Below are 17583 nucleotides of genomic sequence, written 5' to 3'. Positions count from 1 at the left end.
TTAATTTTATATTTACACAACAAAATAGGACAAAAAATAAAAAAGCCACTCCGCAAATGCAGAGTGGCTTTCTATATATAATCTGTAACCTGGATTAAAGTTTGTTGTCAGAACCCAAAACGTTAAGAATTTTGTGTTTGTACAGCTTTTCCATGTTGTCACGAGCCGGACCCAGATATTTACGCGGGTCGAATTCAGCCGGTTTTTCAGCGAAAGTCTTACGGATTGCAGCAGTCATAGCCAGACGAGAGTCTGAGTCGATGTTGATCTTGCAAACTGCAGACTTAGCAGCCTTACGCAATTCTTCTTCAGGAATACCGATAGCAGCCTTCAAAGCACCACCGTATTTGTTGATAGTTTCAACTTCTTCTTCAGGAACAGAAGAAGAGCCGTGAAGAACGATAGGGAATCCCGGAAGTTTTTCCATTACAGCGTCCAATACTTCGAATGCCAATGGAGGAGGAACCATCTTGCCAGTCTTCGGATCGATGTGGCACTGTTCCGGAGTAAATTTGTAAGCACCGTGAGAAGTACCGATTGAGATAGCCAAAGAATCGCAACCTGTGCGAGTAGCGAAATCGATCACTTCTTCAGGGTCAGTATATGTGTGATGGTCAGAAGATACTTCGTCTTCAACACCAGCCAATACACCTAGTTCACCTTCAACTGTTACATCGAACTGATGAGCATAGTCAACAACTTTCTTTGTCAAAGCTACGTTTTCTTCGTAAGGCAGGTGAGAACCGTCAATCATTACAGAAGAGAAACCTGAGTCGATACAGCTCTTACAAGTTTCAAATGTATCACCATGATCCAGGTGAAGAACAATCTGAGGATTTGCACAGCCTAATTCTTTTGCATATTCAACTGCACCCTGAGCCATGTAACGCAACAGAGTTGCATTAGCATACTGACGAGCACCTTTAGATACCTGCAGGATAACCGGAGATTTTGTTTCAACAGCAGCCTTGATGATAGCCTGCATCTGTTCCATGTTATTGAAGTTGAAAGCCGGAATTGCATATCCGCCTTTGATGGCTTTAGCAAACATATCTCTAGTGTTTACCAAACCTAAATCTTTGTAATTTACCATTGTAGTATATATTATTACGTTAATGATTGAAAATCCTGCACAAAGATAAGAACTCTCTGAAAACTTTATGCTTTTAAGCATATAAAAATAACACAAAAGTAGTTCCACAATAAAAAATAGTTGGAAATTCTTTGTTAGTTTGAAGCAAATCCATACCTTTGCAAGCCAATTTACCGGTTACCAAACTAATAAGAGTATAAATTAAATTAGATAAAGAAGCAATGAAAAAAGGAATTCATCCTGAAAACTATCGTCCTGTAGTATTCAAGGACATGTCAAACGAAGATGTATTTATCACTCGTTCAACTATCAATGCAAAAGAAACTATCGAAATTGACGGTGTTACTTATCCGTTGGTAAAGGTCGAAATCTCTAACACTTCTCACCCGTTCTACACTGGTAAGTCTAAACTGGTGGATACAGCAGGACGTGTTGATAAGTTCATGAGCCGTTACGGTAACCGCAACAAAAAATAATTGGAAGTTGACCTGAGTCAACCGACAATTCAAATGAATTTATAAAAAAGGCAGCGAACAGATTCGTTGCCTTTTTTATTTTATCAAAGATTATTTTTACATTTGCAAGCATGATTGATTATGACACAGTAACCGGTCGTTTCCAATCTGCATTTATCAATTGTCAATTAATAAAATACCATGGCAAAAACAAAAGAAGAATTACTGAACATTCTCGACCAGTTCACACTGGCAGAAAAAGTTGTTTCCGCTGAACCTTTCGGAAACGGACACATTAACGATACGCTGAAAGTAACGAACGAAAAAGGCGAAATCAAATACGTATTACAACGTATCAACCATCTGATCTTTACAAATGTAGATATGTTACAGAGCAATATCAACACTGTAACGACACATATCCGTGAGAAACTGGAAGCAAAAGGCGAAAACGATATCGACCGTAAAGTGCTGACTTTCCTTCCGACAAAAGATGGCAAACCCTATTACTTCGACGGCGATAGCTACTGGCGTGTATGCCTGTTCATCCCGAACAGCAAAAGCTATGAAGAAGTGACTCCCGAACTGTCTTATGAAGCAGGAAAAGCTTTCGGTGATTTCCAATCCATGCTGTCAGACCTGCCGGAAGGATCGCTGGGTGAAACAATACCTAATTTCCATAATATGGAATTCCGCCTGCAACAATTCCATGATGCAGTAAAAGCAAATGCCGCAGGACGTCTGGAAGAAGTAAAAGACCTGATCGAAGAAGTAGAAAAACGTGCGGAAGCCATGTGTATCCAGGAACGTTTATATCGCGAAGGAAAACTTCAGAAACGCACAAACCATTGCGATACAAAAGTGAACAACATGATGTTCGATGCCGACACAGACAAAGTGCTTTGTGTGATCGACCTCGACACCGTTATGCCGGGATTCGTTTTGTCGGATATCGGTGACTTTATCCGTACAGGAGCAAACACCGGTGCAGAAGACGATGAAAATCTGGACAACGTAAATGTGAACATGAATATCTTCAAAGCATATACCCGTGGTTACATGGAAACAGCAAAGGCATTCCTTTCTCCGCTGGAAATCAGTCTGCTTCCTTATGGCGGCCGTCTATTGACTTATATGCAGACCATACGCTTTCTGACAGACTATATCAACGGTGATACCTATTATAAGATACACAGTCCGAAACACAATCTGATCCGTACAAAAGCTCAGTTCAAACTGCTGCAAAGCCTCGAAGAACATGCTGAAGAGATGGACGGCTTTATGAAAGAATGGCTGTAAACAGGTGATAGTGGACAGATGACAGTGGACAGTTAGTTAATAGACACTCGGCTTTCAGCCATACTATTCAACTATTAACTGTCATCTGTCACTTGTCAACTCAATAGGTGAAAATAAAGAAGCAACGGCAAATAATCTTTCAAATCCTTTTTTAGTATTTCAATTGCCTTTGCTTTATAACGTTCCACCGTACGTAAAGGTATATTCAGTTTTTCGGCAATCTCCGTATTGCTATTGTTCTCCAACCGACTCATTTCAAAAATAAGACGATACGTCTCCGGTAGTTTTGCCAGTGCTTCATCCAGGAGTTTCTGAAGTTCGGTCAGCAGATAAAATTCATCATAATCGGACTGATCTGCATTCTTTGCCAGATAAGCATCGATATAATTTTGCTTGTACCCTTCCCGCTTCAGGTAATTGAGGCATTGATTTCTGACACTGATAACCAGATAATTTCTGGCAGACGATTCCACTCTTATTTTCTTCCTGCTTTCCCACAAAGTTACAAATACATCCTGAACCAGATCTTCGGCAACAGCCCGCTCTTCGACATAGCGTTTGGCAAAGAGACATAATGCCGGATAAAAAAGATCGAAAAGTGTTCGATAAGCTTCTTTATCATCGTTAATGGCAATCTTCCATAACAATTCATCAGGATTCTGTATTTGAGTAGTCATTTTCATACAGATACAAATGTATTGAAAATTTTCTGAAAAAAATCACGAAATAACTGGCGGTCTTTTTACGGTCAGTTATCCTATATATAAAGGAGCATATTTTTCATTTATCAAAGACAACATAATCGACAATGAAAGAAAAAGATTTTTTTGATCTGGAAAAGGAGACATTATTAATAAAATATACACAGAAACAAACCACCCCGGAAGAAACCCGGCAGGTAGAATCCTGGCTGAAAGAATCGGATGACTGTCAAAAGGAATCAGACATTCTCCGTCAGGCCCTGGAATTGAAAACGAAAATAAATGAGCATAATTCATTCAATTCGCAAGAGGCATTTGCCGAAGTGAACAGAGAGCTGGAAAAGAGAACCAGAAGAAGGAGCCTGGTAAATTATTTATCGCGTGTCGCTGCGATTATTAGTATACCTCTCCTACTCTCTACACTGACTTTCGGATATCTGTTCTTTGAACGGCAAGCACCGGCGATCGAAAGCTCCGTACAATTCATGGAGGTTCTTTCCGCCCCGGGTATGGTCACACGGCTGGAACTGCCGGATCACTCGAAAGTCTGCCTGAACGCAGGAAGTACATTACGTTACCCGACCGTTTTCACCGGAAACACCAGGGAAGTGGAATTGACAGGAGAAGGTTATTTCGAAGTGCAATCGGATAAGGAACACCCTTTCTTCGTCACTACCAAATCCGGTCTGAAAGTGATGGCACACGGTACGCAATTCAATGTAAACACATACGATGAACGTGAAGAAGTCGAAGCAATCCTGGTAGAAGGACTGGTGGATATTCACTCATACGATAAGTTCATTGCCGAGCTAAAACCGGGAGAAAGGTTGTCTTACAACAAACGAACGAATAAATATGAGATCCGGAAAGTCAACATCTATGAGAATACAGCCTGGAAAGACGGTAAAATCGTTTTCAGAAATACTTCGCTTGATGACGTATTCCGGGTGCTCGGTCAGCGTTTCAATGTAGAAATAGTGCTTCACAATCAGAAGAAGGATAAGGAATATAATTGCTGGGCCACATTTACCGACGAAACGATCTATCAGATATTCAGTTATCTGGAACAAGCCACACCGATCAGGTGGAAAGTGAATGCGATGAAACAAAACAGCGATACCACATTTGCTAAACAGCGAATCGACGTTTGGTTAAAATAAAACAGTATGAATTGTTAAACTTAAATGATTAAGCCTATGGAGAGAGATTGAAAATACAGACATAAGAAAAACAAGAGCGAGGTGCAACTCACTCTTGTTCGCGAAAATCACATCTTTGGCACAAGATCCAAAGACATAATTAATCACTAAATCAGCAACAAAGTTATGAAAATCCAGAAATTATTCGGGGATATAGGATCCCTATATTTCTTTAAAACTTGTCGAAAAATGAGAATAGGTATATTTTTATTGTTAATCACGATCCTGCAGATAAGAGCAGAAGAATCCTATTCACAATCTGTATCGTTATCGCTCGCTTTTTCAAATGCGACGGTCGAACAGGTATTGGAACAAATCGAAAAAGAGACCGAGTTTACCTTCCTGTTTACCGACAATACGCTCGACATCAGTAAACCGGTAAACATACAGGTTAAAAATCAGGAGATAGGCAAAGTACTGAACCAACTATTCAAAAACACGGATGTACAATACAGCATTGTAGACCGTCAGATCATTTTGTCTAAAAAAGGAACTCCGTTTACCACCCAGCAAAGTAAACGGGTACAGGGAACAGTCAGAGATGAAGCCGGCATTCCCGTTATCGGTGCCAACGTTTCCGTCAAAGGAACTACGATCGGCACTATTACGGATATGGACGGGCACTTCAGCCTGGATGTTCCCGAGAACTCCCTCCTGTTGATATCATATATCGGATATCTATCCCGGGAAATCAGAGCCGAAGCCGGTAAAGCACTTACCATCACACTTTCAGAAGATACACAAAGCCTGGATGAAGTCGTGGTAGTAGGTTTCGGTACACAGAAGAAAGTAAACCTGACAGGTTCTGTCGGGATCGCTAATGCAAAAGACCTGGAAGCACGTCCGGTAACCACCGCTACACAAGCCTTACAGGGTTTAGTCCCGGGTTTGCAGATCACACAACGTTCCGGCGACCTGAGCCAGACAGCCGATATAAACATCCGTGGTATCGCCACGATCGGACAAGGTTCAAGCGGCAGCCCGCTGATCCTGATCGACGGGATGGAAGGAGATATCAATGCACTGAACCCGCAGGATATAGAAAATATCTCTGTATTGAAAGATGCGGCAGCTTCCTCCATCTATGGTTCGCGTGCACCTTTCGGTGTGATACTGATCACCACGAAAACCGGTGTCAGCGGCAAACCCGTCATCAACTATAACAACAGTTTCCGCTGGAACGATCCCGTTCTGTTACAGGACCAGGTAGACTCCTATAAATTCGCTTTATACTTCAACGAAGCGAGAGCGAATGCCGGACAAACACCTTATTTTGATGCAACATGGTTACAACGGATCAAAGACAACCGCGATGGACATCCATCCACTCCGACCATGATCGAAAACCCCAGCAATCCGGGTTACTGGATGGACCCTTACAGTTCGGGTAGCGCCAACCAGGATTGGTATAACACGATTTTCGGGCATTGGGCTTTTTCACAGGAACACAATTTCAGCCTGAACGGAGGGAATGACAAAGTGACTTATTATCTGTCTTTGAACTACCTCGATCAGAACGGTTTGCTAAAGATTTCCGATGATAATTTCGGCCGCTATACCGCTACCGGAAAGATCAACGTCAAAATGACGGACTGGGCGCAACTGAATTACAGCAGCCGTTTTATCCGCGAAGATATATCCAAACCGACGACACTGGACGGTGTTTACGAAGGTTTAACCCGCCAGGCCTGGCCATTTATGCCGGCTTACGACCCGAACGGTTATCTTTACAGTGCTCCTACTCCGGCACTCGACCTGGTGGAGGGCGGCAGGATCAAGAAACAGGCCGACTATCTGTATCAGCAGGCACAGTTAGTACTGGAACCGATCAAAGACTGGAAAACATTCGTCGACGTAAACTACCGTATCTACAACTCGACACAGCATACAGACCGCCAGATCACCTATAACCACAATGTTGCCGGCGACCCGTATGTTTATAATTCAACCAGCTATGTATCCGAAGACATGTCGAAAGAAAATTATTTAAACTTCAATGCCTATACGGAATACAGCAAGCAACTGGAATCAGGTCATAACTTCAAAGGCATGTTCGGTTTCCAGTCTGAGTTATCGAAGAAAAAGTATACCTATCTGCAACGCAACGGTATCATCGTGCCGGGATTGCCGGAAACTGATATTACTTCCGGCGTCGATATCAATGGCAACCCGATCACACCGACTGTAAAAGGCTCTTCCGATCATTGGGCTACTGCCGGTTTCTTCGGACGTATCAACTATGATTACGAGGGTAAATACCTGGCAGAAGTCAACCTGCGTTATGACGGGACATCACGCTTCCGTTCATCGGAACGATGGAACCTGTTCCCCTCTTTCTCACTGGGGTGGAACCTGGCACGTGAAAATTTCTGGGAACCGATCGCCGATCACGTAGGCACATTCAAACTCAGAGGTTCTTACGGAGAATTAGGAAACCAGAATACGACAAGCCTGTACCCGACATATGCACAGATGCAATTCCAGGCCTCGAACGGAACGTGGCTGATCAACGGAATGAAACCTAATATCGCTATCACACCGGAACTGATTGCCTCCTCCCTGACGTGGGAAAGGGTAAAAACATGGAATATAGGTCTCGACTTCGGTGCATTGAACAACCGGCTGACCGGATCGTTCGACTACTTCGTCAGAAACACACTCGATATGATCGGCCCGGCTCCGGAACTACCGATCACGTTAGGAACAAACGTACCGCGCACCAATAATACCGACTTGAAAACCTACGGTTGGGAACTCTCTGTCGGCTGGAATAACCGCCTGCAAAATGGACTGGGTTACGGTGTACGGCTAATGCTGTCCGACTCACAGACTGAGATCACCCGCTATCCGAACAAAACCGGTGTCATCGCAAGCGATACGTACCGGAAAGGAATGAAAGTCGGAGAAATATGGGGCTATACCACAGTCGGCATTGCCAAGACACAAGCTGAAATGGACCAGCATCTTGCCAGCCTGCCTAACGGCGGACAAAGTGCGCTGGGTTCGCTCTGGGCCGCCGGTGATATCATGTACGCCGATACGAATGGCGACGGCAAAGTAGATGCCGGTGCCAACACGATCAGCGACCACGGCGACCTTTCCATCATCGGAAACTCGACACCGCGCTACCATTTCGGTATCGACCTGACAGCCGATTGGAAAGGTATCGACTTCCGCGCCTTCTTCCAGGGTGTGATGAAACGCGATTACTACCAGAACAGTTCTACGTTCTGGGGAAGTCACGGCGGCATCTGGTGGTCGACCTGCTATGCACCTCATCTGGATTATTTCCGTGACGAGAATTCAGTTATGGTACAGGCTGGTGAAGCCGGTGTGAATCTGGATGCTTATTTCCCGCGCCCCAGTTTCCGTACGAACATGAACCATAACATACAGACCCGTTACCTGCAAAACGCAGCTTATATCCGTCTGAAGAACGTACAGTTAGGCTATACATTGCCTTCGTCTCTCACCAACAAATTCTATGTATCCAAACTGAGAGTATTCGTCTCCGGCGAAAACCTCTGGACAGGAACCGGTTTATTCAAAACCCTCGACCCGGAAACGATCGATGCCGGTTACGGTGGTAGCGGATATCCTTTGTCCAAGACTTTATCGTTTGGCTTAAGTGTAACCTTATAAAACAGAATCATTATGAACCGTATAAATAATATATGCAAACAGACAGCAGGCATTATCCTGGCCGGACTCTTATTCTCGTGTAACGATTATCTGGACAGAGAGCCGCTCTCACAGATCACACCCGAATATTACCTGACGGAAGAAAGCCAGCTAGCTTCCTATATAAATAACGTGTATCCGGATATCCTGCCTTCACACAATACAGACATCAACTGGTATGGTACATTCGGATGGGATGTCGGAACAGACAATATGATCGCCAAAGGTGATTATAAAGACTATGTTCCCGGCGAGTTGAAAACAGCACAGACCGGTGGCGACTGGGAGTTCACCAAGATATACAAATGTAATTATTTCCTCAGCAGGGTTGTGGATAAATGGAAAGCCGGAGAGATCAGCGGAAATGAAGAGAATGTAAAACATTACATCGGTGAAGTCTATTTCCTCCGTGCCTATGAATATTTCAATAAGCTACAAGCTTTCGGCGATTTTCCGATCCTTTACCGTCCGGTCATCGACGAACAGGAAGCGTTGACCGAAGCCAGTAAACGGGCACCGCGCAACGAGGTGGCACGTTTTATCCTAGCAGACCTCGATTCGGCGATCGTTATGCTGAAAGACGCTTCGCCCGACGGTAAAAAGAACCGCCTCTCCCGTAACTGCGCCTATCTGTTCAAATCGAGAGTTGCATTGTTCGAGGGTACCTGGCTGAAGTATTTCCGCAATACCCCATTCGTGCCCGACGGTAGCGGATGGCCCGGAAAAAGCAAAGAGTATAATGCTAACTTCCAATATCCTTCAGGAAGTATAGACAATGAGATCGACTATTTCCTCGGCCAGGCTATGGATGCGGCAAAAGTCGTAGCCAATGCCGTTTCATTGACAGAAAACAATGGTATTTTACAACAAAGCACGGAAGATACCTCGAACCCATACTATAATATGTACGCTGATGAAAATATGGCTGGTTATGACGAGATTCTCATGTGGCGCCAGTATGACAAAGGATTAACATTGACACATGGTGTCGTTCAATTCGCACAAAAAGGAAATGCAGGCCAAGGTATCACACGCGGTATGGTCAATACCTTCCTGATGGCTAACGGATTACCGATCTATGCTGCCGGTTCGGGTTACGCCGGCGACGATTATGTCTCCGATGTACGTAAAGAACGCGACGGCCGCCTATGGCTCTTCCTCAAAGAACCGGGACAGACTAATGTGCTCTATCCTTCTTCCGACGGAACGCATGCCACCCCGGTTGAACCGGTTCCCGACATCACTATCGGTAACGCCGACGTGTATTATTCCACAGGGTATGCCATCCGCAAAGGTGGCAACTTCGATGCCAAGCATTGTGCGAACTTCGGTTCGTATACCGGAAGCATCACCTTCCGCGCAGCCGAGGCTTACCTGAACTATATCGAAGCCTCTTACGAAAGAACCGGTGCGATCGACGGAACTGCCGCTTCCTACTGGCGTGCCATCCGTACCCGTGCCCATCTCGATACGGATTACAACAAAAGTATCGCAGCTACCCATATGAGTGAAGAGGGTAAATATAACTGGGGAGCCTACTCTGCCGGTCAATTGATCAGTCCGACGCTTTACAATATCCGTCGCGAACGCAACTGCGAACTGATGGCCGAAGGTTTCCGCCATATGGACCTGAAACGCTGGCGTGCGATGGATCAACTGATTGCCAGCCCGTATCATATAGAAGGTTTCAAACTTTGGGGACCGATGAAAGACTGGTATAAAGACAGTGAAGGAAATAGTATCCTGATCTATGGTGCAAACGATTCCAGATCGAATGTCTCCGCACCGGAACTGAGCCAGTATCTGCGTCCGCAGGAAGTGGCAGGTAATTCACTGATTATGCAACAGGGAGGTTTCAAATGGGCGATGGCTCATTACCTTTCACCGATCGCCATACAGAATTTCCTGAATACCTCTGCAGACGGTAGCGATGTGGGCACCTCTCCGATCTATCAGAACCCGGGATGGCCAACCTCTCCGAATCAGGGAGCTGAAGATCTATAATAGGGATAATTTTAAAGAGCAGACATCGTGTTTAGGGTGATACGATGTCTGCCCCCTATCGTAACATTGTCCATCTTTTAGATGGTTTTATCTATTTAATCTTTATACAGAATCCTGTTAATTTGCAGAATATGCACACTATATCTCATTTATAATTCAATACTCATGAAAAAGTACTTGTTGATCTTATTTTCCTTTTTAGCTCTGACAGCCTGCCGTCAGGCAGATAATAAACAATCCCTGCAAGGAGAATGGCGCTTTGCCCTCGACCGGAACGACCGGGGATTGACAGAACAATGGTACACCCGGTCATTAACCGATACGATCCATCTGCCCGGTTCGCTTCAGGAGCAGGGATATGGCGATGAGGTCGGGATTGAAACGCCCTGGACCGGACAGATCGTCGACAAGTCATGGTACGACTCCCCTTTATATGAGAAATTCCGCCAGCCGGGAAATATCAAAGTACCCTTCTGGTTGAACCCTGACAGACATTATGTAGGAGTTGCCTGGTACCAGAAAGAGATCGATATACCCGCTTCATGGACCGGCAATCCGGTACAACTCGAACTGGAACGTACGCATTGGGAAACGACACTTTTCCTGGACGGTGTCGAAATGGGAAAACATGAATCATTGTCTACTCCCTATCGCTATACGTTCAAAGAGTTGACACCCGGAAAACATACGCTGACCCTTCGTGTAGACAACCGGGTCAATATTGAAGTCGGCGTAAATGCACACAGCGTTTCCGACCATACGCAGTCGAACTGGAACGGCGTGATCGGAACAATCAGCCTGACTGCTAAACCGTCCCTTTATATAGACGACATACAGATATATCCGAACATCGCCGATAAAACGATTAAAGTAGCCGTATCATTGGACGGTACGACTACAACGAACGATGCCACCCTCCTTCTTCAGGTAGAGAAAAAAGACGGCGGCGTGATTGGCAAACCTCATAAAGTCACCGTTGACCCTGAAACCGGGATGACGCAGGAAATCACTCTATCGATGGGAGAAGATGCCCTGCTCTGGTCGGAACACAGTCCGAACCTATACACACTGCGTGCCGTTGTTGAGAGCAATGGAAAGCTAGAGGAGCAATACCGTACTTTCGGTCTCCGCGAGTTCAAGGCAAACGGTACACGTTTCGAAGTAAACGGTCACCCGGTATTCCTCCGGGGAACCCTAGAATGCTGTATATTCCCACTGACCGGATATCCCGCTACAGATCGCGCCTACTGGACAAAAATATATAACCAGTGTAAAGCATACGGTCTGAATCATGTCCGTTTCCATTCCTGGTGTCCTCCTGAAGCAGCCTTTGCCGTTGCCGACAGCATGGGATTCTATCTGCAGGTCGAATGTGCAGGTTGGGCAACCGTAGGCGACGGTGGTTACTCCGACCAGTGGTTCCGCGAGGAAAGTGACCGCATACTGAAAGAATACGGCAACCATCCTTCTTTCTGCTTGATGGCCTACGGGAACGAACCGGGTGGAGCAAACCAGGTAAAATACCTTTCCGAACTGATCGACCACTGGAAATCGAAAGATCTGCGCCGTGCCTACACAAGTGCCGGAGGATGGCCTTACGTAGAAAATGCAGACTACTGGAATGCCCCCGATCCGCGTATACAAGGATGGGGAGAAGGATTGCGCAGCATCATCAATGCACAACCACCCCGTACCGATTATGATTTCGCCCATATCATCCGGGAAAATATGCCGACAGTCAGCCATGAGATCGGGCAATGGTGTGTATATCCGAACTTAAAGGAGATGGATAAATACACCGGAGTCCTGAAAGCTAAAAACTTCGAGATATTCCGCGAAACATTGAAAGATCATCACATGGCCGACCTTGCCGACGCATTCCTGTATGCTTCCGGCCGGTTACAAACGCTCTGTTACAAAGCCGATATAGAAGCAGCATTACGTACTCCGGGCTTTGCCGGTTTCCAACTGCTCGACCTGCATGATTTTCCGGGACAGGGAACGGCGCTTGTCGGCGTTCTCGATCCGTTCTGGGATGAAAAAGGATATGTAACAGGCGAAGAATACAGCACATTCTGTAATAATACAGTTCCGCTTATCCGCTTTCCGAAAATGGTCTGGCTGAACAATGAGACATTGAATGTCCCGGTCGAAATAGCCCATTTCGGAGAAAAGCCTTTACAGGCCGCCCATATCAACTGGCAAATCAGTGACCGGGCCGGTACAAAACTGGCACAAGGCAGTTTCACGAAAGACCTTCCGGTAACCAACTGTATCCCGGCCGGTAAAATCGAATACGCCCTTTCCGGTATCGGTGAACCGTCGCAACTGATTGTCAGCGTGGAAGTGAAAGAGACAAACAGTAAGAACCAATGGAATATCTGGGTATATCCCGCCAAGCAAGAAGCCGTAGAGCAACTACCCTATATAACCTCCACACTCGACAACCAGACGATGGCACGCCTCGACAAAGGCGAAAACGTGCTACTCCTGTTAGCTCCCGGAAGTATCCTGCCGGAAAAAGGCGGAGATATCCGTGTCGGTTTCTCTTCCATCTTCTGGAATACAGCCTGGACAAACAAACAACCTCCCCACACGCTAGGAATCCTCTGCGACCCGGCACATCCGGCACTGGCAGCCTTCCCTACCGAAGGATACAGTGATTATCAATGGTGGGACCTCGTAAGCAATTGCAATGCAATGGTACTGGATGACTTTCCGGCAGATTACCGTCCGGTAGTGCAACTGGTAGACGATTGGTTCACGAACCGGAAACTGGGAATCCTGCTGGAAGGCAAAATAGGCAATGGCAAACTGATGGTATGCAGTGCGGACCTTCAAAAAGACCTAGATAAACGCCCGGCAGCACGCCAGCTCCGACAGAGTATCCTGCAATATATGGCATCCAGCCGTTTCAATCCGTCTACTTCGCTCGACCCGGCATTGGTGAAGGCTTTATATCAAAAATAAAGATTTCAGTGATCAACATTAAAGCGAATATTCATGAAACAAATAACTTTAACCATACTTATTCTCCTGTCCTTCCTATCTCCGGTAGCACAAGGACAGGAGAATAAGATTCCCTTGCCGACGGAAGCACAACTGCGTTGGCATAATTACGAGCGTGTGATGTTCGTCCATTACGGTCCGGCAGCCTGGCAAGGAAGGGAATATGATAATTTTACCACCCCGCTCGACCGTCTGAAAGTACCCGACCTGAATACCGACCAATGGTGTGAAGTGGCCCGGTCGTGGGGAGCCGGAATGGTTCTTTTCGTAGCCAAACATTGCGGCGGCTTTTGCTGGTGGCAAACAGGGACGTCCGATTACGGAGTCAAGGAAATACCCTGGCAGAACGGTAAAGGCGATGTGCTGAAAGACCTCTCCGAATCCTGTAAAAAGTATGGTCTCGACCTGGGTGTCTACATCTATCCGGGCGACGACCGCTGGGGAGCCGGTATCGGTAGCGGAGGAATCACGCAAGACCCGTCCAAACAGGAAGCCTACAACAAAGTCTTCCGTACCCAACTGATCGAAGTCCTCACCCAATACGGTCCGATCAGCGAAGTCTGGTTCGACGGTAACTGCCGCATCCCGGTGAAAGATATCCTCGATAAATATGCTTCCAACTCCGTCATCTTCCAAGGGGAACAGGCAAATCTCCGATGGGTGGGGAATGAGGATGGCTATGCCCCTTATCCGAACTGGTACACGGTAAAGAAAGAGGACCTTACTTCCGGAGTCTCCACCGCCCTTCACTCGGATGTGGAGGGTGATTGCTATGCGCCCGTGGAAGTCGATGTTCCGTTACTCAAGAACAAAGGACACAAATGGTTCTGGGCACCCGGATGCGATACGCTATTGATGACACAGGAGCAACTGATGAACCTGTATTATAAATCAGTCGGACGGGGTTCCGTCCTTCTCCTTAATTCCACACCCGATACGACCGGAGTCATCCCCCATACACATGCCGCCGTCTATCAGGCTTTCGGCAAAGAAATAGAGAACCGGTTCGCCCACCCGCTGAAACAAACGGCAGGCAATGGCGACATGCTTGAACTTGAATTTTCCGGGCCGACAACCGTCAACCATTGTATTCTACAGGAAGACCTGAGCGGAGGACAGCGCGTTCTCGCCTATCAGCTGGAAGGATATACGGAAGACAATCAATGGATACCTGTTTACAAAGGTAGTTCCATCGGAAATAAAAAGATAGATCATTTCCCTTCACTCCGCCTGAAAAAGCTACGTGTTCATTTCACGCAATCGAAAGCAACACCGCTCATAAAGAAATTCTCCGCGTTTCATGTGGTCAGCGAACTCGATGATCTGCAAGACGATCGTCTACAGGATAAACCCCAGGTCATAGAAACCTGGTCTGCCAAGACATTCAACCCTGACCGATGGACAGAGATCAGTCTCGACCTCACTCCTTACGTCAATCAGATCGGCGAATATGAGATCGTTTTCTCCCGGCTGGCGACCGATTATCTGAGTAACAAACCCTCTGATCTGGAATTTAAAGACCCCGTACTTTTCATGTATGGAGAAAAACAATTATCTTCGCTCGCCCTTTTACCAAAGAAACACACTTTCAGGATTACCCGTTCACAACAAACACTGGATGAATTTCCTACTACCCTGAATGTAAAAGTAAAAAACAAAGGGGCATCATCAATCGGCGAGATAACGATCAAAAGGTTAACATATTAAACAAACGAACATGAAACAACTCTCTCTAATCGGCAGAATCGTTCTGCTTTTCGCATTCGCACTGGTCTTTCAGGCCGGGGCACAGAATGTAAATCTAAAAACTCGTTCTACTCAAATCGGAATCAATAACGAAGGTTATTTCTCTTCCATCCAGGTAGAAGGCAAAGATATCCTCCATACAGGAAAATATCCGCTCGTAACAGCTTGCACAGGAAATGAACTGGTCACCCCGACAAAATTGACTTCCAGCGGAAACCAACTAAAACTAACGATGTCCGATGGCGGTACCATCGCCCTGAAACATAAGGAAAGCGATGTCTGCATCACGCTGGAAGTGGCTAATATCCCGGAAAAATATGAAGTATTGCTATTCGGTCCATTAGCCGTTAATATCAATGAAGTGGTCGGCGATGTAGTCGGTGTAGCTCAGGGCAAAGGCATTGCTTTCGGCATACAGGCTCTGAATATTAAGACGAATGCGGGTATCCCGGAAGAATACGGTCAACTGGTCACACAGACTTACGGTTACACCGGAAAATCTGCCGAACTATCCGTTGCCAGTATTCCTGACTATAAACTAGCTGCTGCCGATATCTCCGACGGTACAGTATTCCATTTCTCCGCTCGCAGAAGGAACAAACAGGAATACCGCAAAGTACAACAGATCGGAAAATCACTGGTTCTCCCGGTAGAAGGAGAAGACGGCCTGATCAAAGGTTCGAAAATAGCGTTCTTCGGAAGCAAGAATACGGATGCACTGGCCCGTATCGGTGAAATCGAGATCGAACAGGGGCTTCCTCACCCGTTGTTTGACGGAGAATGGGGTAAAACAGCCCGTGCAGCCATGAAATCTTATCTGATCTCCGATTTCTCGGAAGATAATCTCGATATGATCCTCGATAAGGCTAAGATTGCCGGATTCGAATATGTATACCATAGCGGCCCGTTCCTGGACTGGGGACATTTCAACTGGGATCCTAAATTCACGAAAAACGGTGACGAGGGTGTAAAGAAAATGGTAGACAAGGCAAAGGCGGAAGGTATTGCCATCGGTGTACATACCCTCAGTAACTTTATGACTACCAACGATGCCTATGTAACTCCCGTCCCTTCCGACCATTTATTGAAACAAGGCGTATTGTCGCTCACCTCCGATCTGGACAAGGATCAAACGGAGATGACAATCAAGAAATCAGACCTGTTCTCTATGCCGATGAGCCTGAACGCCATGCAGATCGACAAAGAACTGATCACTTACGGAAGTATGGAAGACAAAGGGGAAACATTCCTGCTGAAAAATTGTAAAAGAGGAGCATACGGTACGACAGCCGCAGCCCATTCACAAAAAACTCCGCTTTACAAGCTATGGGATTATCCGTACAAAACTCTGTTTCCGGACCTGGTCCTGCAGGACAAATTCTCCGACCGACTGGCGGAGATCATGAATAAAACAGGACTTTGCCAGATATCTTTCGACGGTCTGGAAGGATGCTCTTACACCGGACAAGACGAATATGCAAACAACCGCTTCGTCTATCGCTGGTACAATCAGCTGAACCATAACGTACTGAACGATGCCAGCCGCCTCAGCCATAATTTATGGCATATCCATACCCGCATGAACTGGGGTGAACCCTGGGGAGAAGCAATGCGTACAGGCCAGGTAGAAAACCGTATCAAGAACCAGGCATTCTTCAAACGTAATCTTTTCCCGCGTATGTTGGGATGGTTCCTGATACGCCTGGCAGACCGCAACTTCGAATGCTCTTCTTTGGAAGATTTGGAATGGGCATTATCCGAGTCAGCCGGTTTCGATGCCGGTTATGCTATGACGATCAACAGCAACACATTGCGCCGTCACGGACAAATCGACAAGTTGCTGGGAGCCATCAAAGACTGGGATAAATTGCGCGAAGCAGAAGCCTTCACCGAAGAACAGAAGGCCCGCCTGAGAGATCCGCAGACCGAATGGCATCTGGAGAAAACAGACGAACAGAATTATAACCTCTACCCGCTCCATATCTCCAAGCATTATCGTTGTAACCTGGCAGAAATGCAACCAGGACAACCGGGTGGAGCCGACTGGTCATGGGAAAGTCCTTATGAAAGTGTGTATGCTATCCGTCTGAAAGTGGATGGAGACGGCACGATCAAAGACCCGTCTTTCACAACCCCTAAAGGAGTGATCAAGTTCCCTTGCGAGATTTCCGACCGCCAGTATCTGCTTTATACTTTCGACGGAAAGGCAGTAGTTACCGACAAGAATTACAATGTAATCAGCGAAGTGCAACCCCAGGGAAATGCGGTACTTCCTGCCGGTTCATCGGCCGTCGCATTCTCCTGCGAACAGATCAGCGAAGATGCACCGGAGGTGATTATCCGTTATATTACCAAAGGAACACCGGAAGTAATAAAGCTGAAGAAGTAACAAAGGC

10 protein-coding genes are annotated in these 17583 nt (G+C 46.2%); 8 read left to right on the top strand and 2 right to left on the bottom strand.

The window, feature by feature from the left end; genetic code table 11:
* Nucleotides 1–94: 94 nt before the first annotated feature.
* On the bottom strand, nucleotides 95–1093 hold the full coding sequence (locus IEY67_RS18115) for a class II fructose-bisphosphate aldolase (RefSeq protein ID WP_122353921.1): 999 nt from the start codon (nucleotides 1091–1093) through the stop codon (nucleotides 95–97).
* 221 nt (nucleotides 1094–1314) lie between these two features.
* Between IEY67_RS18115 and IEY67_RS18110 the strand changes: the two genes are divergently transcribed.
* Nucleotides 1315–1569 carry a type B 50S ribosomal protein L31 gene (locus IEY67_RS18110; RefSeq protein ID WP_007659112.1) on the top strand — a complete coding sequence of 85 codons (255 nt, stop codon included), beginning with the start codon at nucleotides 1315–1317 and terminating at the stop codon, nucleotides 1567–1569.
* Between the two features lie 180 nt (nucleotides 1570–1749).
* Nucleotides 1750–2847: a phosphotransferase enzyme family protein gene (locus IEY67_RS18105; RefSeq protein WP_183670943.1), complete on the top strand. Its 1098-nt coding sequence runs from the start codon at nucleotides 1750–1752 to the stop codon at nucleotides 2845–2847.
* Nucleotides 2848–2942: 95 nt separating this feature from the next.
* Here the strand turns inward: IEY67_RS18105 and IEY67_RS18100 are convergent, their stop codons facing one another.
* Nucleotides 2943–3530: an RNA polymerase sigma-70 factor gene (locus IEY67_RS18100; RefSeq protein WP_122373963.1), complete on the bottom strand. Its 588-nt coding sequence runs from the start codon at nucleotides 3528–3530 to the stop codon at nucleotides 2943–2945.
* Between the two features lie 125 nt (nucleotides 3531–3655).
* Here IEY67_RS18100 and IEY67_RS18095 point away from each other — a divergent pair, with 125 nt between their 5' ends.
* From IEY67_RS18095 to IEY67_RS18070, 6 genes are all read left to right on the top strand, one after another.
* A complete protein-coding gene (locus IEY67_RS18095) occupies nucleotides 3656–4708 on the top strand; it encodes a FecR family protein (protein ID WP_183670945.1) in 1053 nt (350 codons plus the stop codon).
* 228 nt (nucleotides 4709–4936) lie between these two features.
* Nucleotides 4937–8389 carry a TonB-dependent receptor gene (locus IEY67_RS18090; RefSeq protein ID WP_183670947.1) on the top strand — a complete coding sequence of 1151 codons (3453 nt, stop codon included), beginning with the start codon at nucleotides 4937–4939 and terminating at the stop codon, nucleotides 8387–8389.
* A 12-nt stretch (nucleotides 8390–8401) separates the two neighbouring features.
* Nucleotides 8402–10432 carry a RagB/SusD family nutrient uptake outer membrane protein gene (locus IEY67_RS18085; protein WP_183670949.1) on the top strand — a complete coding sequence of 677 codons (2031 nt, stop codon included), beginning with the start codon at nucleotides 8402–8404 and terminating at the stop codon, nucleotides 10430–10432.
* A 165-nt stretch (nucleotides 10433–10597) separates the two neighbouring features.
* Complete coding sequence (locus tag IEY67_RS18080; RefSeq protein WP_183670951.1) at nucleotides 10598–13402, top strand: DUF8487 domain-containing protein; 2805 nt, start codon at nucleotides 10598–10600, stop codon at nucleotides 13400–13402.
* A gap of 33 nt (nucleotides 13403–13435) precedes the next feature.
* A complete protein-coding gene (locus tag IEY67_RS18075) occupies nucleotides 13436–15148 on the top strand; it encodes an alpha-L-fucosidase (RefSeq protein ID WP_183670953.1) in 1713 nt (570 codons plus the stop codon).
* A gap of 10 nt (nucleotides 15149–15158) precedes the next feature.
* Complete coding sequence (locus tag IEY67_RS18070) at nucleotides 15159–17576, top strand: hypothetical protein (RefSeq protein WP_183670955.1); 2418 nt, start codon at nucleotides 15159–15161, stop codon at nucleotides 17574–17576.
* The last annotated feature ends 7 nt before the right edge of the window (nucleotides 17577–17583 follow it).

Origin of the sequence: Parabacteroides faecis, from assembly GCF_014647375.1 — a bacterium.
Taxonomy (GTDB): domain Bacteria; phylum Bacteroidota; class Bacteroidia; order Bacteroidales; family Tannerellaceae; genus Parabacteroides; species Parabacteroides faecis.
Note: the sequence above shows the minus strand (reverse complement) of the source record. Positions and strands in the feature narration are given on the sequence as shown.

Bases quoted from the DNA above. Each gene is read 5' to 3' on its own strand.
- IEY67_RS18110 (WP_007659112.1), top strand. From the start codon at position 1,315: ATGAAAAAAGGAATTCATCCTGAAAACTATCGTCCTGTAGTATTCAAG.
- IEY67_RS18105 (WP_183670943.1), top strand. From the start codon at position 1,750: ATGGCAAAAACAAAAGAAGAATTACTGAACATTCTCGACCAGTTCACA.
- IEY67_RS18090 (WP_183670947.1), top strand. From the start codon at position 4,937: ATGAGAATAGGTATATTTTTATTGTTAATCACGATCCTGCAGATAAGA.
- IEY67_RS18085 (WP_183670949.1), top strand. From the start codon at position 8,402: ATGAACCGTATAAATAATATATGCAAACAGACAGCAGGCATTATCCTG.
- IEY67_RS18080 (WP_183670951.1), top strand. From the start codon at position 10,598: ATGAAAAAGTACTTGTTGATCTTATTTTCCTTTTTAGCTCTGACAGCC.
- IEY67_RS18095 (WP_183670945.1), top strand. From the start codon at position 3,656: ATGAAAGAAAAAGATTTTTTTGATCTGGAAAAGGAGACATTATTAATA.
- IEY67_RS18100 (WP_122373963.1), bottom strand. From the start codon at position 3,530: ATGAAAATGACTACTCAAATACAGAATCCTGATGAATTGTTATGGAAG.
- IEY67_RS18070 (WP_183670955.1), top strand. From the start codon at position 15,159: ATGAAACAACTCTCTCTAATCGGCAGAATCGTTCTGCTTTTCGCATTC.
- IEY67_RS18115 (WP_122353921.1), bottom strand. From the start codon at position 1,093: ATGGTAAATTACAAAGATTTAGGTTTGGTAAACACTAGAGATATGTTT.
- IEY67_RS18075 (WP_183670953.1), top strand. From the start codon at position 13,436: ATGAAACAAATAACTTTAACCATACTTATTCTCCTGTCCTTCCTATCT.